The sequence below is a fragment of the Ningiella algicola genome (assembly GCF_028401415.2).
GTDB lineage: Bacteria > Pseudomonadota > Gammaproteobacteria > Enterobacterales > Alteromonadaceae > Glaciecola.
In genome coordinates this window covers 3,974,767-3,997,156 of the sequence record NZ_CP171821.2, presented here as the reverse complement: position 1 = coordinate 3,997,156, position 22,390 = coordinate 3,974,767, and the positions used below count along the sequence as shown (strand labels likewise).

Below are 22,390 nucleotides of genomic sequence, written 5' to 3'. Positions count from 1 at the left end.
TGTAAAGAATGCTGACACCACATAACGATAAAATTCAGTATAGTTTTATTTACACTTGAGTCGTGCTACTGATTTATAAGAGGCTTGGGTTTACAGCTCCATTAAGAGCAAGGTTTTTCATTGTAAACGGATCGTACAACTTGGTACCTGACTACTTTTTTGTCGCCCTGAGAGATAAATAGTTTGTGAGAATAAACAGCTGTAGCTTTGTTCGCCAATGTTTACTGAATAACGACCATACTTCCCATTAAACGTTGCCATACCTTTTGTGTTGGTGCTGAGTTGAGTATCAAAGTTTCGTTTTTCTGACAACCAATCGAGATACTTGCTAGCGTTTTTCTTCAAATCGTTATTGGCGTCTATAAGTGCACCAGAAGGTCGCCACATTACCGGCTCATAAAAGCCCCAACGAGTCACACCCAACACATTCGGGTGGGCATACATCGCCTCATAAAAATCGGTATCGTATGCACCCTGTCCTTCTTCGTCGCGAGTATCGGTATCGTATTCTGTGATTCTGATAGGTAAATCGAAAGCTGCAAAGCGATCCAAAATTTCCCACATTTTTTCTGGTGGGGTAACAATGCCGTTAAAATGCCCCTGCATACCGATACCATGAATGGGAGCACCCTTTTTCAGCAGTGATTCAATTAGCGTGTAATAATGGTCTTTCTGGGCGGTATTCTCCCCACCTTCAGTCAAAATTGAGTTTTCGTTTATGTATAGCACCGCTTCTGGGTGCAAAGCATGCACACGCTTGTACCAATCAACAACGGTATCTATGCCAACAATATCGAGCCATTCTTTTTCTGCTCGTAACTCGTTAATGACATCGTATTCATTCATGCCGTGTTCACGCAATATGGGCACCATTTCGTCGATATGTTGATTAACTCTTGCAATAAACGCGTCGCGATCGTCTTCTAGTGAATTAAGCACTTGCGGACTAAATCTAAACGCCGGATAAAGTAAAACATGGCCGCGCATTTCGATGCCTTCTTGGCGAAAGTAGGCCATTTTCGTGAGATATTCATCTCTCACTTCGGGATTCTCCCATCCCCAGTCTGCCCAGTAGATGGTTGCTGTTGCATAATTGAAAAACTGTTTAAACCACCGTCGATATTGCTTGCCTAAATCGCTATCTTCTACCAACAAACCGTGCGCCATGCTGCCTAAGTCAAAGTCAATATCCTCTAACTCCACTTGAATTGATGTTTCAGGCGCGGGCGAACCGTCACGATTTAATACAAAGATAGAGAACTCATCGTGCCGATATTGCTCTATCATTTTTTTGGCCTGCACCCGCCATGGTGCGGCCTCATCCATCCCCTCATAAACCAGTTGAGTTGCTGGAAATTTGTCTTTTGATACTGAACCGTCAACCGACAAAAATATTAAATCAGCGATATCAATGCTTTGCACCGCATGTGCAAGGTGAAGCGATAAATGCAATTCACCCACCGCGAAGTCTTGCTCAGCTTTACCCACCGCCACCACGCGCGTCCACTGCGTACCGGTTGCAACGCTTGCGTCCGAAATCATCATCCAATCGTTTCCACCGCGTTCAATAAATCCTCTAGTGCTTGCTTGCGCAGTACCCGGAGTTGCACGAACGTAATAGCCTGCGTATACCCATTCACCCTTCTTAATTGCAACATCGTTGCTGGCAGATTTAAAATTAGCTGACCAAGGATTCTCCCCGATTTTTTTAACATTAACTCTAACGAATTCATCAAATTGGCCGGGTTGCGACCTCTTCCATTGATAAGCCACTAAATCATCTGAGCCGTGCACACTGGTATTTTGAGAAGTCATGTTTTGAACAAACATATTTACTTTGGTTTCAGGCGGCATATGATCAGATAATACAGCGAGAGACTCTCCCGATTGAGCGCGCGATTGGCTGGGCATTGCAAGACTTAAGAATAGCACCACGCATAATAAGGGTGCGATAATAATGCTGCGTTTATTGGAAAGTGCTATTTGATTGACCATGATAAGTTCCAGCATGTGTTGGCATTTCGATAGCTGCTTTTCAAGCGCGCAGCACCGAAGGTTTCATACCAGTAGAATGACACAGGCAAAGTCAAATATCCAAAACCAGAGTTTGCTAGCGGTGTTACGAAAATTGTTAGGGATCTACAGCTCTATAGGCATTTATCAACGCTCGTTCGCCCTCAATTCCGCTTATGGACTTTCCGTGCTCCATGCCTATTAAGCCTTCATAGCCTTTTTGGTAGATGTGCGAGAACACATTTTTATAGTTAATTTCACCTGTTGTAGGTTCTTTACGCCCGGGCGTGTCACCAACCTGAAAGTAAGCAATGTGCTCCCAAGCGTTATCAATCGTAGGGATCAGATTACCACTCTCAATTTGCTCATGATAAATGTCGAACAAAATTTTACATTGGGGGCGATTAATAGCACTACACAATGCATGTGCTTGTGACACAGTTTGTAAATAGACACCGGGGTGATCAATTCTAGTATTGAGCGGCTCTAGAACCATTATGATTCCTTTTTGCTCAAAAATGTCACAAGCGCGATTCAAAAGACTAATCATGTTTGAAGTTTGAAAACCCATCGGCAGTTTTGGATCTAAAAACCCAGGAACAACGGTTGTCCACCTCGCGTTAATATAACGCGCAGTGTCCGATTGCTTGTCGATTAAGGAAAGAAAGGCATTCTCAATATCCTTGTCTCCTGATGAGAGTACAGGTCGCTTTTCCCAAAAGTCTTTTTGCATCCCGCTTATGAATACGCCCATTTGCATGCCGTGCTGAACAAGCGCACGCCCAATGCGCTTTTGCTCCTCAAGGGGCCGAGATGCCATAAAATTTTCTTCCCAGCCTCTAAATCCTTGCGCTGCTGCAAATTGAATCTGCTTCACGATATCTGAGCCTGCAGAGTGCTCAAAGTGGCCTAGATGAGGAGCATAATTGAGAGTGAATGTGGAATCCACATCCGTCGTGGAGGTATCTTGTTGCGCAAACGCGCTATTTGACAACCCAGCATTCGAGAATAGCGCAGCTGCCCCCAAAGCTTTTACAAAACTGCGCCGTTCCATTATTCCTCCTAGTTAGGAAGTTTATCGTCCCAAAGACCGCCGAGCGCCAAATTCAGATCAATATATTGTGTTAGGTTTGCTCGCTCAATAGATGCATAGTTTCGCTGTGCAGCGAACACTCTCTGTTGTATCTGTAGCACATCCAATAAACCTATCTCGCCTTCCTTGTATTGCAAGTCAGCTACCGCCAGTGCCTTTTGAGCGGAATTAAGAGCAAGTAATAGCGCTTCTTGTCTTTTGGTAATCAGAAGATTGTCATCTAAAGCTTGCTCTACATCATTAAATGCCGTGAGCGCAGTTGCGACGTAACTGGCTAAGGCCGCTTCTTGCTCGGCAGTGCGAACGTCAACCTGAGCGTCTAGTAAGCCACCATCAATTAATGGGTAAAGCAGATTTGCTGCAGCCTGCCACAGTATGTTGTCTGAATCTAGAATATTAGAGAGCGAATTAGATGCCCCCCCAATAGATCCGCTTAACGAAATAGCCGGTAATGTTGCAGCTTCAGCTGCATCTATTTGATTAAACGCTGCGGCAATACGTCTTTCGGCTGCAAGTACATCGGGTCTGCGCTTTAGTAATGCTGATGGCAAACCAGGCGGAACGGCTGGTGGCGCTTTTGGCAAGCTGGTCATGGTGAGTAATTCGGCCTGTGGATAACGACCTAATAACAGCTCAAGTGCTCGCGTGGCACTGCGCTTCGCACCTTCTGCGCTAAGCAATCTGTCTTGCGCGTTTGCAAGGTCAGTCATCACTAATGCCAAACTGCCTTGATCGCCAATACCGTTTTCAACTTGGACAGTGACAATACGATGCGTCTCAGTCAAAACATCAATTACCGATTGCGCAATGTCGTATTGCTGATTAGCTTCAATTAAGAGGTAATAGGCACGTGCTACGTTTGCGGCAATGGAATATTGCGCGAACTGATAGTCTAGCTTTAGCGCCTCTAAATTGTTTTGCGCTGCCATTTCACCAGAACGTATCCGCCCCCAAATATCAAGTTCCCACGATACGCCAGCACCCAGTGAAAACAGACTCGATGAGTCTGATTCTAGCGAGCCACCTGTAGAGACGCCCGATGTAATCCCTACAGCAGGAATAAGCGCCGCGCGTGCTTGGACAAGTAAGGCTTGCGCTCGCTCTACGTTTGCGGCAAAACCTTGTAACGATGGATTATTGCGTTGCGCTTCTTGCACTAAGGTTAACAACGTCGAGTCTTCTAGGCGTACAAGCCAGTTTGTGTTAAGCGAAACAGTATCACTTAGTTGGCTAAATCGCTGACCCGATGTACTTTGGTTAAGCATGGCGAAAGTAGGATTTACTACACCGAGACTATCATCAATTGCCTCTTGAGTTTGAGACGAATCAAGCGCTTCGGAATCATTGGCGTCCTGGAACAGAGGAATATTTGCGCAAGCGCTGAGTGTCAATGCTAACATTGCTGCGGTGAGTCGACTCAAATTATTCATTCTCATGACGACACCTCACTCTCAGTATTGTCTATTTTGAATATCACCGCATACAGAGCCGGCACCACTAATAAGGTCAGTATGGTTGCGAAGGTTAAACCAAACACTAGTACGACGGCCATTGACTTGAAAAACGCATCGCCAAACAAGGGAATCACACCCAAAATAGTGGTAATCGCTCCCATTAACACTGGCCTGACGCGACTGGCGGCAGAATCTACCACCGCGTCAAAGCGAGCCTTTCCTTCAGCAATTTCAATGTCCATTTGATCCACAAGTACAATCGCATTTTTAATCAACAGGCCAGAAAGCGAGAGCAAACCGAGAATGGCCATAAATTCAAAAGGCGTACCGGTAACTACCAGTCCAAATACTACACCAATGAGTGCAAGCGGCACGGTCAGCCAAATAACTAGCGGCTGACGAAGTGCATTAAATAATAAGACCACCACCAGAACCATCGCACCAAAACCAAGCGGTATAACGCTGCCTAGCGCCTCATTTGCCTCACTACTTGAACCATACTCCCCGCCCCACGTCAAGTTGTAGCCTGGAGGAAGCTCCATATCTTCTATTTGTGGACGTACTCTAGCGAACAAGTCACCACTGAGTACGCCATCGGCAGGGTCAGATTGTGCCTTTATTCTAAACACCCTATCTTTCGTCTTGATCAAAGCGTCCCGCCAACCCACTTTGATTTCATCCACCACTTGTTCAACAGGTACTACGCTGCCATCAAGCGGGCTGATAATTTGAACCTGACCAATTGTTGCCGCATCATCTCGTTCGGACTCAGGTGCGCGGGCAATAATTGGGATCAAGTCGTCTCCTTCTCTGTAGACTCCCACGGGCATGCCGGTGTAATTTGCCAATAAAGCGTTAGACAGATCTTCCTTAGATACACCAACTCGTCTACCTCTATTAGACGAATACACCGGTTCCACGACGCTTACCTGTTGTCGCCAGTCATCTTTAATAGCAATGGCGCCGCCATCAGCACGCATAATCGATTTAGCCTGTTCTGCAAGCTGGCGAAGCACAACCGGATCGTTTCCAGTGAATTCAGCTTCAATTTTTGAACCGCCTCCGGGCCCAAGTTGGAACTGCCATACTTTTGCCTGTGCGTCGGGGAAATTTTTGTCGACATAAGCTTGGATTTGAGGAAGTAAAGGTGCAATAGCTTCGTAACTTTCAGTTTGTAGCAAAAACTGGCCGTAGGAAGTGTTGTTTGCTTCACCTTGATACACAAGCATATATCGCATGGCACCGCCACCAATCAAGGTTTGTACGTTCTCAACACCTTCAAATTCCGCCATCGTTGATTCCATCTCAAGCATATCTGCCTTTGTTTGAGAGATATCAGTGCCTTCAGGTAGCCAATAATCAACCACTATTTGAGGTGTTGTTGACGCCGGAAAAAAACCAGATTTTACAAATTGGAATCCCCAAACGGATACTACAAACAGCGCAGCGGCTGCAATAATGGGTATCCATCTGATTTTTAGTAAAAAACGCATAAGCGATTTGTAACCACGTAAAAACTTGCCTTCCTGCTCGGCCTCTTCAGAAGGAGCGCCTTGTTTGAACAGTAAATCCCCTAAAAATGGCACCATTGTGATAGCAAAAACCCAGCTAAACATTAAGGAAATCATGACCACCCAGAATAGGTGACCGGTATATTCAGCCGTGTCTCCAGGCGCAAAGCCAATAGGTGCGAAAGCCAAAATGCCAACGAGCGTTCCGCCCAGCAAAGGCCAGATGGAGCGATCAATAATATCTTTTATGACTTTTAGCTTATCTTCGCCTTTTTGTGTGCCAACTAAAATCCCTTCGGTGACAACAATGGCATTGTCTACCAACATCCCTAGAGCAATAATCAGCGCGCCAAGCGAAATACGATGCATTGGAATAGCCATCATGTTCATGGTTGCTAAGGTGGCCGCAATGGTCAGCAGCAGAACCGCCCCAATGATCAAAGCCGACTTGATTCCCATGAAAAACACCAGAGTAACCAGCACGATAAGCAAAGCCGCAAGGACGTTCAGCGCGAAGTTGTCAACCGCTGCTTGAGTCACTTTACCTTGGTGATAATACTCATGTAGCTCAATTCCTACGGGACGTTTGTTCAAGGTCTCATCGAGCTTTAATCCTATCGCATTGCCCATTTCAACAACGTTAGCACCCGTCACATTTGATACACCAAAACCGATGGCTGGTTGTCCGTTATAGCGCAGTTCATTGGTTATAGGAGTTTTATACTCGCGCCGCACATCAGCCACGTCCTGCAAATACACGAGAGTACCAGCGTTGTCAGTCGACACCAGCATGTTTTTAAGTGCTTCCACCGAGTCGACGGTGCCGGTAGGTTGAATAACTAAGCGACGATTACCAAGCTTGATATCACCCGCAGGGGCAACGACATTTTGCTGTGCAAGATCTTGAAAAATCTTCGCTACCGATAAGCCTAAGGTTGCCGCTCGCTCTCTAGAAATCTCAATGTAAATAGCTTCCTCTTGCATGCCAGAGAGCTGCACTTTCGCAACACCGTCAACCGACAGTACGTCCGTTCTTAGGTTATCAGCATAGTCAAACAACTCTTTATAGGAATATCCCTCCCCTGTAATAATGTAATAGACGCCATACACATCACCAAAATCGTCATTGACGATTGACGGTCTCACACCAGGAGGAAGTTCGCTTTGCGCATCGTCTACTTTATTTCGTAACTTCGACCAGATGCCCGATAACGCCTCTTTCGATTTAGAAAATTTGTATTCGATTTCAATTTCAATGCGCGAATAGTTAGCTTGGGAGGTTGAAACGATTTCTTTGACTTCTTGCAGCTGCTGTATAGCCGACTCCAGAGGTTCAGTCACTTCATTCGCAACCTCTAGCGGCGTCGCGCCCGGGTAGGGAGTGATTACCACCGCTTTTCGAATGGTAAATTCAGGGTCTTCAAAGCGAGGCATGGTTTCATATGCATGATAGCCAGCAAACAGTGAAGCTAAGATCACCAACATTGTGATCAGACGGTTTTTAACAGCGAAAATTCCGGGGTTCATTTATAGTCGTCCTTTTGTATTTCGACTAGCTTTGTAGAGGGCGAATTTTTGCACCCTCTACCAAGTATGAACCACCGGCACCAACAATGATCATGCCAGGTGTTAAACCACGTTCTACCGTAATCTTGTCATCAGCAATTTCACCTACGCTTACGCTTTGACGAGACACAGTGTTGCTCGATTCATCTACCAACCACACAAATTCACCTTGGGAGTCGGTCAACACTGAGCTAACTGGCACGAGTACTCTTCCAATTCTGTCTGCTTCGTTTTCAAAAGCGAGTGTAGCAAGTACAATCCCTGTCATCCCAGGTAATACGGTCATTTCGGGCGTGGGCGTAAAGCTAAAGCTTGCTTCAAAGGTCTGTGAGCGTTCGTCTGCTAAAGCAATAGCACCCGCAAGATTAGCGTCAAGCGGGCTGGCAAGCTGATTATCAAGCACTACCTTGGTTGAAACCGGTGTGATTTGTTTAATTTGCGAAACAATGCTGGCAGGAATTTTAACTTTCGCTTCTGCGGCGCCGTCTGTTTGAATGGTGACTACGCGGTTTTGTGGGCCAACGGCCTGTAGCTCTTCAACATGCTTTTCTGCAATGACGGCATCATATGGCGCTCTTAGTATGGTGTCTTCAACCGCTTTTTCTGCATTGTCTAGCTGACTTTGTGCGAGTGTAAGTGCATTCTCTCGCTGATCAAAAATACTTTTCGCTATCGCATCAGCAGCCATTAGTCGGGTGGCACGCTCGAATTCGATTTGCGCCGTCTTGTATTGTGTTTCAGCAGAGTCTAATTGATTTTGATATACGCGTTTATCAAGCCTAGCAATAATATCCCCTTGCTTAACTTGATCTCCCTCTCGGACATTGAGTTCAACAATTTGTCCTTGTACCAGAAACGTTAAGTCCTTTGAATTTATCGCTTCAACAATGGCAGGAAATCGATATTCACGAGTATTATCCGACGCAACAACTTCAATCACTTTGGCAGGACGAACAACTTCTTCTTGCACCGCTGGCTCTGGGTCACTGCAAGCGCCTAAAATGAGCAACGAAGCGCTTAAAAAACTTAGCCTTCTGACTTGATGTATCATGTTATGTCCTTGAGTTTTGTTGTTTGCTGCGATAATCAGACAATACCTGAGCCAGATAAGCCGTGTTTACGCCAAGTAAAATTAGTCCATTTAATGCAGTAATGCTGCTGAGCATTCGCCATTGTTCATTAAGCACAACATCTCCATAGCCTAATGTCGCAAAGGTCACTATTGAGAAATATAGCGACTCTTCGAGCGTCGGCAAGGCGTCTACGTATAAATACAGGCCGGCCCATAGCCAACATGTGATCACTAAACCAATCACCAGCCACAATACGATAAACGAAAGTAATATCGTGCTTTTCAAAAAACTGATTGGGTGTGTCATGTGAAGCGAAAAACGTGTTATGACCGCATTGAGCGCGGAAATACTCGCCGCCTGAACAAATACCGTAGCAAAAATAAGCACTGAACCTATTAATATTTGACTAAGCATACACTTCCATTTCACCATTAGCTTTGGCGTTTAAGTGCTCTGAACACTATGTGTGCCGACATAGATAGACTAACTTGCCGCTTTTTTGACGAGAGTATCCTACACTTATCCTTCAAGCTCAAAATAAATTGAGGTTTTTAGATAAATTTAAGCGTTATACAACAGAACTATCCTATGAAAAGGGGGAAATGAGGGGATTAATCTCGCTCGCCGCTTCTTCGCCTTCAGAGCAGCCAGGCAACCACGTTGCTAAATCATTCTCACGCGAAGCATTCCAACGATTTTGAGGGTCTGGTCTGGCTATTATCTTGGTATTGTCTTCATACCAGATGATGGTCATGACTTCTCGTAGCGTATTCGTTAAGTTTGGCCCTGCGCCATGCAAGCACCAACCGGAATGGAAGGTCGCGTCCCCCGCTTCCATATTGCCATAGTTTGCGATGTCAAAGCCCTGTTCTGCACAGAGTTTACTTAAGTACGCCTCTGAATCATCTGAAATAGGCATATCGCCAAGGTACCCTACTTTTGACGTGCCGCTAGCAAAATTTAGTGTTCCCATATCCCTTGTAATATCCATCAGAGGCATCCACATGGTAATGCAGTTATCAGTCTCGAGCGGCCAATAGTGTTGATCTTGATGCCAAGGCGTAAAACCACCAGAGGGCTCTTTGAATAGTGCTTGGTCGTGATAAATCCTCACTTTTTCCACCCCCATTAGCTGCGCCGCAACGCCTGCAAATCGCTTACTTAATATCCATTTTGCCAATTGTGGATTCTCAACCCAAATATTCATAATTTGCAAAAAGGCTTTGTCGTAGGTGGAACGCTCTTCAAGTGGTGCAAGATTAATCATTTCTTTGCGTTTGTTAACCGACAGATTTACTTGATGTCGAAAATCATCAATGTTTTTCTTCTCGCACACCTGATTAATTCGGACGTGTCCATTTTGTTGATATGCTGCTATGTCAGAAGCACTGACACGTTTAATTTGATTTAGATAATTCACATGAACCACTTTGCCGGCAAGTTTTTGACTTATCTTCGCAAATTATCAAAGCGCTGAAGAGTAGCAAAGATGAATATGTTGTTTAATTGCATACTCTTTTTATGAAATAAAATTATTTTTTTTCGTTTTATCTTGGTGCGTTTTGCTTGAATTCACGACTCGCGTCTGCAGCATCTTGCGTTATACACAGTTGATTTTGGTATTATTGGTTGTGTAAGCCTTTTGATTTCGCGTCATCAGTTTCAGGAATGGCACCGGTCATATCATCTAAAAAGCACTAATCAACCGTGTCTAAAAACCCTAAAAACCAAGCCTTTCATCCTTAATACCCATAATTACTTGCAATCGCTGGACGATTAGTCATTATCGTTATGAGGAATTAGTCTAAAGAGTGCTTAATTTATTGAGTGATAATTCTGTGCAATGAAGAATATTACGGAATGAGACCTTTGCTGAACAAGAATGAAAATATCATTAAACATTAAACTAGCTTCCCTTATTGCTAGCTTGGTTTTTCTAACTGCTTTCTTCATTCTGGCGGTGGTTTACAACAACCTCAGCAAAACGGTGCATAAAAATATCAATACAGGCCTGACAGGTGCGTCAATAGGCCTTGAAAACATCATTAATAATTATCGAAATGCCAAGCAAGAGCAGCTTTTTGTTTTGCTTGACAGTCAAAGTATTGCTGACGAATTAGGCTCATCTTCGATCCAATCTGTCCAGCAGGCATTAAATACAATCAAGTTTGAAACGCAGGCCTCAATCGTCGCCAAATTACAGCTCAACTCTGGACAGCTTATCGCCGATACGGTGGACTCTGCAGTGCAGCAGGATGCTTCTTATGCCAATGAGCTTAGTCATGCTGCGCTGTCTGTTTTATCTAACTCTGTGCCTTTCAAGACCAGTCTTAAACAAAGCTCTCTAGACAATTCCGCGTTTATTGTTTCGAACGATTCTCTTTTTTGGTCCAGTCTTGTTAAGCTTTCGCCTCAAAGCAGTGAAGCACTGCTGCTTGCATTTCACGTTGATGAACAAATCGTGTTGGAGTTTTCAGAAAACTTAGGCATGAATATCGCCTTAACCTACGGAAATTATCCAGAATACGATAAACATTCCGTGCAGGGAGAGTATTCACATTCCGGGCCAGTTGCGATCACGTCTGCAAATGAGCCGGTGAGCGCGCAAGAATTGATTCGCTCACTGGTAGACGACAACTATCTAGGACTATTTAACTGGCGAGTAATGCTTGGGTTACAGCCATATTTTACTAAGCAATTGAACATTCAAAACGCTAAGATTCTGACAACACAAGCACCTGAAGCCTTAAGCTACGACACGAGCACTACGCCTGTCGATTTTTACTTGATGATAAATGCACAACGAGTCGCAACCAATGTAATTGCGCTTCATACCACTATTGCCTTGGTTTCGATGATTGCAGTTGTCATCGCGATTGTACTGGGTGCAGTGCTAGCTTCCCGTATCACACGCCCAATTAAGCAAATAGCAGCATCCGCTCAGAGCATTGCGTCTGGGAATTACTCAATTCCATTAGAACTTAGCAATCAGCCATTTGAAGTAGGCAAATTAGCAGGTGCTTTTGAAACGATGCGCACCTCAATAAAGGAACGCGAAGCTACCATTCGCCATCAGGCGCAAGTGGACTCACTCACAGGTTTGTACAATCGCGCTCAAATCAAAAACGAAATTGAAGCATTATTCGACAAAAAACAGTCTTTTCAGGCAGTGGGAATTAACATCTCAGGCTTTCGTGGGATCAATGATACCTTTGGATTTGAATTTGGCGACGAAGCATTGAAATGCGTAGCTCAAAGGATGGGTTCATACTCTGGCTTATGCGCCAGGCTCACAGGGGGAAAGATATTATTTATTCCAGAACAAGCGCTTTCGATTGACGACTTAACAGCACTCCAGACTAAACTCGCTGAATCGTTTTCATATGATGGCATATCTACCGAATTTAAAATTGCTATTGGGTATCTGAGCTGCCCCAAAGATGCGCTCGATGCCGAGGGACTGTTTCGACGACTAAGTATATTATTTGACGAATCCAGTCAAAACACAGGCCGGATACTAGCGTTTGACAGCTCGCAAGAGGAGCGCTACTTAAGGCGCTTAGCAATCATGAACAAACTCAAACAGTCACTGGACAACCATGGTGAGTATCTGAGTTTGGTGTACCAACCGAAAATTTCTTTGATTGATAAGTCTCAGCTACAACTTGAAGCGCTGGTTCGATGGAATCATCCTGAATTTGGGCAAGTTCCGCCTGACGAATTTGTTGCGATTGCTGAGCAAGCCGGGTTTATTCGACTGCTAACAAAATGGGTGATGAACCAAGCATTTTCAGACCTGCTGAGATTTCTAAAAATTAAGCCAGGCCTCAAAATGGCGATAAACGTATGTGCCGATGACATTTTAGACACCACATTTCAATCTTTCGCCCTCAAGACTCTCGCCAGATTCAATTTGCCAACAAACGTATGCGTACTTGAACTCACGGAGCGTGTCATTGTAAAGAACCCGGATATCGCAATTAGTAACTTAAGCAAACTGAGACAAGCGGGCTTCGCTATCGCTATTGACGACTTTGGTACGGGTTATTCATCTCTCGCATACTTGACTGACTTACCTGTGGACACCCTTAAAATAGACCGAAGCTTTGTATTCGAATTAGCAAAAAATGATGAAAAAATAACCATTTGCAAGACGATCATGTCGCTTGCAGAAAACTTTGGTCTAGATTCAGTTGCCGAAGGCGTTGAAGATCAGAAAAGCCTAGACGTGCTAACATCCATCGGCTGTCAATGGGCACAAGGCTACTTTATTTGCAAACCCATTGATGCTGACTTATTTGAAACATGGCTGCGTGATAATAGCTAAGCAACAGATAGAGCACGCCCGATAAAGCAGTGATAATAAAAGCTCAAACAAGCCCTATTGCTTATCCAAAATCCTTGCTAACATTCGCCTCAGAATTTAGAAAGTTTCAAGGAAGTACATATTTATGATTAAGCCGATTGTTCTCGCTGGCGGAAGTGGAAGCCGTTTGTGGCCGAAATCACGCGCTGCATTGCCTAAGCAATTTCTGTCCCTCACAAGCGAACGCACCATGTTACAAGATACCATTTTGCGTTTACCCCCAAGCGCGGTGAGCAATCCAATGATTATTTGCAATGAGGACCATCGATTTCTAGCGGCGGAACAGATGCTTCGCGCCGGTATTAAGCATGATGGCATATTGTTGGAGCCTGTGGGCCGAAATACGGCGCCTGCAATTGCGCTTGCGGCAATGCTTGCCTCAAAAAATGATCATGACCCAATCTTATTAGTATTAGCCGCTGACCATCTAATTGAAGATCACGAAGCCTTTGAAGGCGCGATTTCCAGGGCACAGTCTCTGGCTGAACAAAATAAATTAGTTACCTTTGGCATTGTTCCAACTGAAGCGCACACCGGCTACGGATACATCAAGGCGGGTGAAGCGTTCGCGCAAGGGTCGCAAGTTGCCGAGTTTGTTGAAAAACCAGATGCCTCTACTGCCTTTAAATATCTTGAGTCTGGCGAATATTTTTGGAATAGCGGGATGTTTATGTTCAAGGCAAGCGCATATTTGCGCGAGCTAAAACAGCATCGACCGAATATTTTTAAAGCCTGTGAAGACTCCATTACCGAAACAGAAAGCGATTTAGATTTTATTCGCATTAGTCAGGCAGATTTTGAAAAATGTCCCGATGAATCAGTAGATTATGCAGTAATGGAAAATACCACTGCTGCCTGCATGGTCAGCTTGGACGCTGGATGGAGTGATGTGGGGAGTTGGAGCTCGCTGTGGGAAACCAGCAAACAGAAGGACGTGAACAACAACGTTTGTGTTGGAGATGTCATGCTTGAAGGCGTGAGTGGCAGCTACATCAACGCTGAGCAGCGGCTTGTCTCTGTGATTGGCTTAGATGATATTGTTGTGGTTGAGACCAAAGACGCTGTGATGGTTGCAAATCGCCATAAAGTGCAAGACATTAAATGCGTAGTTAATGAACTTAAAAGCAATCACCGACCTGAATTTGAGTTTCACAGAGAAGTATTTAGACCCTGGGGAAGCTACGATTCAATTGATAATGGCAAGCGGTATCAAGTTAAACGAATTACGGTAAAACCAGGTGAGAAGCTATCGGTGCAAATGCACCATCATCGCGCGGAACACTGGATTGTTGTAAGCGGCACTGCGAGTGTGACCATTGGCGACAACACTCAACTGGTGACAGAGAACGAATCAGTTTACATACCGGTTGGCGAGATACATGCCCTAGAGAACCCGGGAAAAATACCCTTAGACCTTATTGAGGTGCAGTCTGGAGGCTATCTGGGGGAGGACGATATTGTTCGTTTTTCAGATCGCTATGGAAGGGTGAAATAGCACAATAGCAATTAGCAAATAAAAAGCTAAGGTTTATGGTTTACGGCACGATGATATAAAGGATGAAAACATATGCAAACACATTCTCTATATGTTGCGTGTAGTAAAGATTCGATGCTTTATCCTTTTAAGCTTAATAGGCTGGCATGGCACTGCACTTTCGGATATCGAGTTTAACGAAACGCTTTTTGAACGGGCTCAGTCACGCTACGGCGAAGAAGCCAAAGCGCGCGTGCTTGAATGGAAAGACATTATTGAGGGCTACCAGCGCTCAGGCGTAAGCGAAAAGTTAGAGGCGGTAAATCAGTTTTTTAACCAAGTCAGGTTTGTCAACGATGCGAGCTTGTGGCAGCAAGCTGACTATTGGGCAACACCGCTTGAGTTTTTGGGTCGAAATGCTGGTGATTGCGAAGATTTTACGATCGCAAAATATTTTTCACTGCGTAAGCTCGGTATACCGACACAGAAATTGAGATTGATGTATGTGACCGCGCTGGAATATGACCAAGCTCACATGGTATTGGCCTATTATGAGACACCCACATCCATTCCTTTAGTACTGGACAACCTTGAGACAAGCATATTACCCGCATCACAACGCGATGATCTTCGACCAGTTTACAGTTTTAACGGCGATGGGCTGTGGCTTGCTAAATCACAAGGACGAGGAAGACAGATGCAAAATAAGAACAATCATTCCCTTTGGGCTGAATTGAATAAAAGGATGCAGGAGGGTCATTAATGAGTAAACTGATGTTATTTAAGGTAAATAGCGAAAAGGAGAACAGTAAAAATGTCCTTGTCTAAACAATTAGGTTTTGGATTTTTCTTTGTCCTTTTATTTACACTAGTCGGTATATTGTGGATGAACACAACTAACGCGCGCGCATTCATTGAGCAACAACTAAGTTCGCACGCTCAAGACACTGCAACGTCATTAGGCTTGTCCATCTCGCCGCATATTGGTGAGGAATCTTCCCTTTCTATTATTGAAACGATGATAAATGCCATTTACGACCAAGGTTTTTATCGGTCTATTACATTAAGCAATGCCGATGACGCTGTAATTCTTCAAAAAGGAAGTCAGTCTCAAACCGAAGCGCCAAAGTGGTTTGTGGAACTGTTCGAATTCGATGTTGCCGAGGGTGTGTCTCAGATTAATGATGGATGGAGCATTAAAGGCTCACTGGTAGTAAAAAGCAATAAAAGCGAGGCCTACGATCAACTGTGGCAGAATGCTGTGCAGAGTTTCATTGTTATCCTTGTCGCTTTTTGTCTTTCGCTCGTCTTCGTATGGTTTTTGGTAAAAAGAGTCATTACCGGCCCCATTAATGCGGTGATTAATCAGGCGGATGCAATCAGTCAAAAACAATTCCAACAAATTCAAATAGTGCCTACTACAACCGAGCTAAGCCGCTTCGTAAAAGCCATCAATAACATGTCAGAAAAGCTGTATGTTATGTTTAAAAAGCTCAGCAATCAGTCTGAAGAATACCGTCGCTTTGCCTATGCAGATTTTGTGACGGGTGTGGGCAACCGCCGCGCGTTCGAGCTTGCGATCAAGGGATTGCTTAACGATAGCGAGGCAAGTGCGCAAGGGTATTTATTCTTAATACGCGCCAGCAGCCTCAAAAGTATTCATACCAATTTTGGTGGTGAGGCTGGTGACAAATACTTGAAGACTATCTGTCAATCGATAAAAGAAGCCGCGGCTGCTGAATATGAACATTTCTCACTTTACCGACTTAACGGAAGTGACTTTGCCTTGATTATTGAAAACTTACGTGAGGCAAATGCAAAGACAATGGCCCAACTGCTTGCAATTTATACCAAACGCGCTGAGCGCAATGAGCATGTTGATGGCGTTGCGCATATAAGCGCAGCACCTTTTTGTTACCAAGACTCTTATAAAAGTGTAATGGAGCGTATTGACACTACCTTAATTACTGCAATGGAAAACGAATCTCGTTGGGAGATATCCTCCTCGGAGTCAGTATCATTTTCAAATGCGGAGTGGAATACCAAAATCCGTCATATTGTTGAAGACGGACGAGCAAACTTTGTTGCGCAAGATATTTTAAGCAAGAATAAAAACCTTATCTATTCCGAGTGGTTTGCTCGGATAAAAGACAGCCGGACAAACGATATCGTTCCTATGAATCAATTGATTCCCGCCTCAATAAGGTTAGATCACTCAATAGAAATCGATAAACTGATTGTGCAAAACTTGTTTGTATTAGCCGCTGAAACGAACAATCGCATAGGTGTAAATATCAATCGAATATCACTTTTTAACAGTGAATTTATTGAGTGGTTGTTTGAGAAACTCGATGTTTATCGTTCAGTTTGCCCTAATATTGTAATAGAGATTCCCGAGCGCGCTCTAGTGAACGATATTCACTCCCTAGCCACATTAACCAGCCGATTAAAGTCCTATGGTATCGATATTTGTATCGAACATTTTGGCGCTCAGCTAGCAGGGATAGCGCACATTCGGCAAATTATGCCAGATTTCCTAAAAATAGATGGTCGATTCACTCACGACGTTCATAATCAAGCAGATAATCAGCTTTTCGTTGGTTCGCTTATCAACATAGCCCATGGCCTTGATATTCGTGTTTTAGTTGAGAAAGTGGAATCTGAAGAGGACTATTTGTGGCTCAAGAGCAGCGGCGTAGAGGGTTTCCAAGGGTTTTACCTTTCACAACCCAGCGCTGTGCAAAGCGCTGCTCAGAAAGCGAATAATTAGCGTATTAAACGATTAAGTTGAATAAAAATTAAACTGCTAGTAAAATACGAAGCGGAGTTTGATTATTGGAGTAGTAGATTGAAAATGTCAATTAGGCACATGATAGTAGGACTGGTCGTTGCAACGATGTTTGCAGCTTCTGCACATGCTCGACTAGCATACACGGAATCTTTGTTTGGCAATGATGAACAGCCTGGTCACAGACTGCATGGTAACATCGTTTCATTATATCTAAATGACAGTTTGTCAGAACAAGCTGCGATAGATTCAGCAGTTGAGAAATCGTTAGAAGACGACAGCAATATTTTGAACGTAGATGCGAAGGTAACGGTAGCGTCTGACTCAGGCTTGGCTAAAACGTTCTACGAGCTTATGACTGAGCATAACAGCTTAATTGAAGTAACAAAACGCTTAGTGGAAGCACAGCCAGAACAGGCTCAAGCGACCATCCGACTGGGCGTTGCGCTGTATCCTGATTTCGCTCAAGAGATTTATGATGGCGTTGCAATTACTGGAATACTTGATTCTGACGAGCTCACGATAGCGATGTTAGACGCAAATGCTGACCCAGCTTTATTCGGTGAGGCAACTGCAACGGGTAATGAATTACCCGTAGAGCTTCCTCCCACCGATGGTTTCGATGCACTTGCAGCAGCCGCAGTCAGCGATGATTTCCTTGCAGCCCTGTCTGTACAGGATATTGACCCGCTCGGCGCAGGTATTGGCGGTGGCGGCACCGGCAGTGGTGACGACACAGCGTCTGATAACTAATTATCACGTACAAAAACGCCCCTTTTAAGGGGCTTTTTTTAGGCCTAATTTTCATCTTAGCATTACAAAAAATAATCAACACGACTTTTAACTCGCGCAATACTTATTTAGAAGCCACATTTTGAGCAAATTACTGAAGCACTCACATGACCGACTGGATATGCCGTTTTATCTGCTGTTAGGTTTACTGTTTTTACTTCCTATCCCCTTGGGTGCGAACCGGCCATGGGCATGGAGTTTTTTTGAAATTTGCATATTTTCCCTATCAATCTATACCTGTATAAAGATGCCTAGTGCAAGGCATGTCGGTTTATCGAAGTACATGAGCATGATTTATTTGTGGCTTGGATTCATTTTTTTGGCGCTGCTGCAAATCATCCCGTTGCCTGAAGCTATCGTATCTTTATTATCACCCGCCTCTGCTGAGCTATATAGTCTAAGCAATGCAGACACCTTTTATCTATCCATCGATTCAGGCCAAAGCACAATTAATTTTATCAAGTTGCTGAGCCTGTTTTGTCTAATGACATTGATCATGCAATTAGTTAATTCTGAGAAACGAATTAAGCTCCTACTATTGACCATGCTAGCGGCTGGCACTTTTCAAGCGCTCTATGGGACAATCACTATTTTGTCTGGTGCCCAGACCAGTTTAGTTTTTGACATGGATATAAAGAACCGAGCAACGGGAAGCTTCGTTTACCACAACCATTTTGCAAACTTTTTGTTGCTTTCTCTGGCTGCAGGTATCGGTCTCATCGTTGCTGCACTCGAAAAAGATAAGTCAATGTCAAAAAGAGATAGACTCCGAACCTTTATTGAGACCCTGTTAGGCAGCAAAACTATTGTAAGAATAGGTCTTGCCATTATCGTCATAGGTTTGGTGATGTCACGCTCTCGAATGGGTAATGTCGCGTTTTTCGCATCGGTCGCCATTGTGGGATTAATAGCGTTGATGCTGATTCGAAATAGGAGCAACGGCCTACTTATTTTCGTCGTTAGTATGTTTATTATTGACTTGTTTATTGTTAGCGCGTATTTCGGCCTGGAGCGGGTGAAAGACCGTCTAGCACAAACGAGCCTGGCAAACGAGTCTCGAGATGAGATTGTTGCTGACGCATTGCCCATAATTCAGGACTTTCCGCTTTTTGGCAGTGGCGCAGGAAGTTTTTACAGTATTTTCCCACAATATCAGCAAAATTATGTGTCGGCATTTTATGATCACGCTCACAACGACTATCTGCAGTTTGTTATTGAGTTTGGCTTAGTCGGTGCGTTCATTCTACTAGCAATATGCCTTTTTACGTTCTATAAAGCATTTAGGGCCATGTATTTACGAAAGAACTCCATATTTAAAGGCACATCATTTGCGGTCGCGGTGGCAGTATTAGGAATGTGTATTCATATTAGCGTAGACTTTCCATTACAAGGCTATGCGAATGCTTGCTATTTTGTTGTATTTATTGCCCTTGCGATGATATCAAACTCTCTTAAACTGAAAAAACCGAGTTCAAGAAAATCCTCTGATAAGCCATCAAGCACACTTTAATATTCGGTCAAATACGTACTGGTTTTGCTGCTTTGACCAAGCACAGGCGAAGTCCATCGACTTTGTGTTCTTGATTGCTCTTCTAACGTCGCGTCGACTTTTAGGGTGGCGCAAACCCTCTACAACGCGTCGTTGAGTCTGCTCTCTTATTTCTTTGTACATTGGGTGATTAACGCTGTAAAGGGCAAGGCCAAGTCGAGCAAACAAGATATGAACCTCAGGTTTGTGTGGACCAAGTTTATCTGCTTTTTTAAGATATTTGAGCATTTCTTGGTCGAATTCTTTTTTACGCCACTTAATCATAGCAAGCGACCCCCAAGTCACAGGCCAGCTTGGACGCAAATGGGTTGCGCGAAGATACTTGTCTTTTGCCTCATCAAGTGCTGATGCTTCATTAATGCCTAACACCACTGACCATTCGTCCACTTGGGCTGAGATATCGGCATAAAACGGATGGCTTGCATGGTAAAACTCCGCTTGTGTTGCGGCATTTCTGATTGATTCAAAATCATCTGCATCCAGTTCATTACGGTCTGCTTTTAATTGCGCTAAACCGTTAGTAGCATGATGATAATTTAAACTGGCGGCTCCAAATCTTAACGCGCTCAAAGCACCGAGCACAGCAAAACAAATCAACATGGTACGCGTTAGTTTGGTCTTGCTAAATTGCCTTTTTAAAAGTGCTGTCCATTCAATTATGGTGGTTTTGTCAATCGCTATCATTTTCTGACTCATTTTGCGCAAATCGCGCCTGATTGAGGATTGTGCCTTCGATCCGGTTGCCGCTCTCTTTCAACTTGTACTGCATGGACTGAATTAATTCGTAGTGTGTACCATCTGCTTTAACAACATATATTGTCGAATCACATAGTCGCGCAAGCGCTATACTATCATCATAAGAGTGCATTGCAGGGCTATCTATAAAAATATAGTCGAAAGCGTCGCGAACTTTCTCGATTAACCCCTCCATTGCTTCTGATTTTAATAAAGACTCAGGCTTTGGTGTTGGTGAACCTGCGCTCAAAATCTGAATGCCAAGCTTTTCATTCTTTACTAAACATTCCTCCACGCTATGAGTTCCACAGAGTATGTCAACCACACCGGCTTGATGTTTGGGCAAGCGTAATACTTTTGCCAACGAACGCTCACGTAAATTTGCATCAACAAGCAGCACTTTTGCCCTTTGTCCACATAAGAAAGCAAGCACAATTGATACTGTACTTACCCCTTCTTTTGGCAAGGTTGATGTTACTTGAATGCACGCTGTATTCTTTGTACTTAGCAAGGAGTATAAGCCCTCGCTTAAGTCTACTAAAGAATTAGCAAAAAATTGACCACCAGGGGCTTTTGTGTCGTGCTTAAGCATGTCAGAAACGCTACGACCCGCATGTAGTTCATCATCATATGGAAGTGCACCCAAGCAGCGCTGCGATAATTTATATTCGGCATCTTCAACAGAGCGAATCACGCTATTTAACCATTCATTCAAACAAGCCAAAAAAATACCAAGTAAGGCGCTCAACACAAAACTGACCAACACAATTAGAACCTGATTTGGGCTAGAGGCAGATTCTGGCTGACTTGCTCGCTCCAGAATACGAGCGTACCAAGGTTGTAACAGGTAAAGCCTCTCCATACTCTTCAGTTCAGAAAGGTGTACTTTATACAGGTGTTGGTTTATTTCTACCTCCCTTTGCAAGCTCCGCATTTGCTGAACCAACTGAGGGGATAACTGGAATTTTGCGCCTACGGGATCACTGGTATTTATACCTAAATCTATCGAGCCGTTTTTAGTTCCTAGCTGTTGCTTATCATAGAACTCCAATAAGGCAAGTTCAGACTCTTCTAAGTTTGCGCTTAGCCCGGTCAGTCGCTCCTGCATGAACGCGAGTGTTTTTTCACCCATACGCTTTTTAATGCGTAAATCATCATTAATATAAGTTTGAAGATAGTTATTTGCTATGCGATGGCTAAGCGACGGGTCGGGTGTTTCAACTTCAAGCGTCAACACATGTGAATTTTCAACTGGAACAACCTTGATGGACGCCAGTAAACGATCAGTGGCGAACTGTATAAGCCGTTTGCTCATCTGCTCATCGCTTAACTTTGGAGTCGTTTGTGCCGGCAAGAAAGGAAGCGCCGTTCGCAATAATGCTCGAATATCATTGATAATGCGCAAAACTAAGCCTTGGTTGTCGTTGAATTTGCTGATATCAAAGTAAGGATTTTGATCTAGCTTCATCCGTTTTACAACACGCTCAGCAAGTGGCCGAGATGCTAGCACTTGATATTGTGTATTGAGAAAATCCAAGTAGCTTTCACCACTGATATCACGCTTTTTTATTTTCATTGCGCCATTTTTCGTCAAATCCTTCGGCTCTGGTTCCGTCTCTTTTGCTTCCGTTGAGAGCGTTAATGGAGTCGGCGGCTCAAGCAATAAAGATGCTTTGGCAGTATATTTTTTTTCTAGCGTGAACGAAATGAGAATAGCCAACACCGTAATGCAAAAAGCCAATCCAACAATGCGCCAAAATAATCGCTTTACGGCGCGAAAGTACCTGCGAGAATTAATAGACTGTATTTCAGATAGGGTGAGCAAAATTGGCCAAAACATACATGGACATTAGATGGCTCAATTATAGTGAGCGAGCACCAATTACACAATTGTGCTAGACATATAAACATCAAGTACTTTATAAAAAGCAATCTGAATAGAGACTTTGACAGTAATCAAGTTAACGCTTAGCTGT

The 22,390-nt window shown here is 43.9% G+C and carries 15 protein-coding genes; 6 read left to right on the top strand and 9 right to left on the bottom strand.

Annotation, left to right across the window (positions count from 1 at the left end; translation table 11 throughout):
- Positions 1-117 precede the first annotated feature (117 nt).
- From PN836_RS17365 to PN836_RS17335, 7 genes are all read right to left on the bottom strand, one after another.
- On the bottom strand, positions 118-1,995 hold the full coding sequence (locus PN836_RS17365) for an endo-1,4-beta-xylanase (protein WP_395340706.1): 1,878 nt from the start codon (positions 1,993-1,995) through the stop codon (positions 118-120).
- 136 nt (positions 1,996-2,131) lie between these two features.
- Positions 2,132-3,067: a hydroxypyruvate isomerase family protein gene (locus PN836_RS17360; protein WP_395340703.1), complete on the bottom strand. Its 936-nt coding sequence runs from the start codon at positions 3,065-3,067 to the stop codon at positions 2,132-2,134.
- 8 nt (positions 3,068-3,075) lie between these two features.
- A complete protein-coding gene (locus PN836_RS17355) occupies positions 3,076-4,542 on the bottom strand; it encodes a TolC family protein (protein ID WP_395340700.1) in 1,467 nt (488 codons plus the stop codon).
- Positions 4,539-7,598 (bottom strand): efflux RND transporter permease subunit, encoded by a 3,060-nt coding sequence (locus PN836_RS17350; protein ID WP_395340697.1) that lies wholly within the window; start codon positions 7,596-7,598, stop codon positions 4,539-4,541. Before PN836_RS17350 ends, PN836_RS17355 begins: the two co-directional genes overlap by 4 nt.
- 25 nt (positions 7,599-7,623) lie before the next feature.
- Positions 7,624-8,688 (bottom strand): efflux RND transporter periplasmic adaptor subunit, encoded by a 1,065-nt coding sequence (locus PN836_RS17345; protein ID WP_395340694.1) that lies wholly within the window; start codon positions 8,686-8,688, stop codon positions 7,624-7,626.
- A gap of 1 nt (position 8,689) precedes the next feature.
- Complete coding sequence (locus tag PN836_RS17340) at positions 8,690-9,124, bottom strand: ion channel (RefSeq protein WP_395340692.1); 435 nt, start codon at positions 9,122-9,124, stop codon at positions 8,690-8,692.
- A 172-nt stretch (positions 9,125-9,296) separates the two neighbouring features.
- Complete coding sequence (locus PN836_RS17335; protein WP_395340690.1) at positions 9,297-10,130, bottom strand: phytanoyl-CoA dioxygenase family protein; 834 nt, start codon at positions 10,128-10,130, stop codon at positions 9,297-9,299.
- A 462-nt stretch (positions 10,131-10,592) separates the two neighbouring features.
- Between PN836_RS17335 and PN836_RS17330 the strand changes: the two genes are divergently transcribed.
- From PN836_RS17330 to PN836_RS17305, 6 genes are all read left to right on the top strand, one after another.
- Complete coding sequence (locus PN836_RS17330; protein WP_395340688.1) at positions 10,593-13,037, top strand: putative bifunctional diguanylate cyclase/phosphodiesterase; 2,445 nt, start codon at positions 10,593-10,595, stop codon at positions 13,035-13,037.
- A gap of 127 nt (positions 13,038-13,164) precedes the next feature.
- Positions 13,165-14,571 carry a mannose-1-phosphate guanylyltransferase/mannose-6-phosphate isomerase gene (locus tag PN836_RS17325; RefSeq protein ID WP_395345728.1) on the top strand — a complete coding sequence of 469 codons (1,407 nt, stop codon included), beginning with the start codon at positions 13,165-13,167 and terminating at the stop codon, positions 14,569-14,571.
- A 91-nt stretch (positions 14,572-14,662) separates the two neighbouring features.
- Positions 14,663-15,313: a transglutaminase-like cysteine peptidase gene (locus PN836_RS17320; protein WP_395340686.1), complete on the top strand. Its 651-nt coding sequence runs from the start codon at positions 14,663-14,665 to the stop codon at positions 15,311-15,313.
- Between the two features lie 51 nt (positions 15,314-15,364).
- Positions 15,365-17,320 (top strand): EAL domain-containing protein, encoded by a 1,956-nt coding sequence (locus PN836_RS17315; protein WP_395340683.1) that lies wholly within the window; start codon positions 15,365-15,367, stop codon positions 17,318-17,320.
- Positions 17,321-17,398: 78 nt separating this feature from the next.
- A complete protein-coding gene (locus tag PN836_RS17310; protein WP_395340680.1) occupies positions 17,399-18,091 on the top strand; it encodes a hypothetical protein in 693 nt (230 codons plus the stop codon).
- A gap of 121 nt (positions 18,092-18,212) precedes the next feature.
- Entirely contained in the window at positions 18,213-19,640 is a 1,428-nt protein-coding gene (locus PN836_RS17305; protein ID WP_395340678.1) for an O-antigen ligase family protein, read from the top strand.
- Here the strand turns inward: PN836_RS17305 and PN836_RS17300 are convergent.
- Both PN836_RS17300 and PN836_RS17295 read right to left on the bottom strand, forming a co-directional pair.
- Positions 19,626-20,363 (bottom strand): VpsP family polysaccharide biosynthesis protein, encoded by a 738-nt coding sequence (locus PN836_RS17300; RefSeq protein ID WP_395340676.1) that lies wholly within the window; start codon positions 20,361-20,363, stop codon positions 19,626-19,628. The two genes, PN836_RS17305 and PN836_RS17300, sit on opposite strands and share 15 nt — an antisense overlap.
- Entirely contained in the window at positions 20,350-22,254 is a 1,905-nt protein-coding gene (locus PN836_RS17295) for a polysaccharide biosynthesis tyrosine autokinase (protein WP_395340674.1), read from the bottom strand. The genes PN836_RS17300 and PN836_RS17295 overlap by 14 nt, the downstream gene beginning before the upstream one ends.
- Positions 22,255-22,390 lie beyond the last annotated feature (136 nt).

Excerpts from the sequence above, each read along its gene's own strand:
- PN836_RS17365 (WP_395340706.1), bottom strand. The coding sequence starts at position 1,995 with ATGGTCAATCAAATAGCACTTTCCAATAAACGCAGCATTATTATCGCA.
- PN836_RS17360 (WP_395340703.1), bottom strand. The coding sequence starts at position 3,067 with ATGGAACGGCGCAGTTTTGTAAAAGCTTTGGGGGCAGCTGCGCTATTC.
- PN836_RS17355 (WP_395340700.1), bottom strand. The coding sequence starts at position 4,542 with ATGAGAATGAATAATTTGAGTCGACTCACCGCAGCAATGTTAGCATTG.
- PN836_RS17350 (WP_395340697.1), bottom strand. The coding sequence starts at position 7,598 with ATGAACCCCGGAATTTTCGCTGTTAAAAACCGTCTGATCACAATGTTG.
- PN836_RS17345 (WP_395340694.1), bottom strand. The coding sequence starts at position 8,688 with ATGATACATCAAGTCAGAAGGCTAAGTTTTTTAAGCGCTTCGTTGCTC.
- PN836_RS17340 (WP_395340692.1), bottom strand. The coding sequence starts at position 9,124 with ATGCTTAGTCAAATATTAATAGGTTCAGTGCTTATTTTTGCTACGGTA.
- PN836_RS17330 (WP_395340688.1), top strand. The coding sequence starts at position 10,593 with ATGAAAATATCATTAAACATTAAACTAGCTTCCCTTATTGCTAGCTTG.
- PN836_RS17320 (WP_395340686.1), top strand. The coding sequence starts at position 14,663 with ATGTTGCGTGTAGTAAAGATTCGATGCTTTATCCTTTTAAGCTTAATA.
- PN836_RS17315 (WP_395340683.1), top strand. The coding sequence starts at position 15,365 with ATGTCCTTGTCTAAACAATTAGGTTTTGGATTTTTCTTTGTCCTTTTA.
- PN836_RS17300 (WP_395340676.1), bottom strand. The coding sequence starts at position 20,363 with ATGATAGCGATTGACAAAACCACCATAATTGAATGGACAGCACTTTTA.
- PN836_RS17295 (WP_395340674.1), bottom strand. The coding sequence starts at position 22,254 with ATGTTTTGGCCAATTTTGCTCACCCTATCTGAAATACAGTCTATTAAT.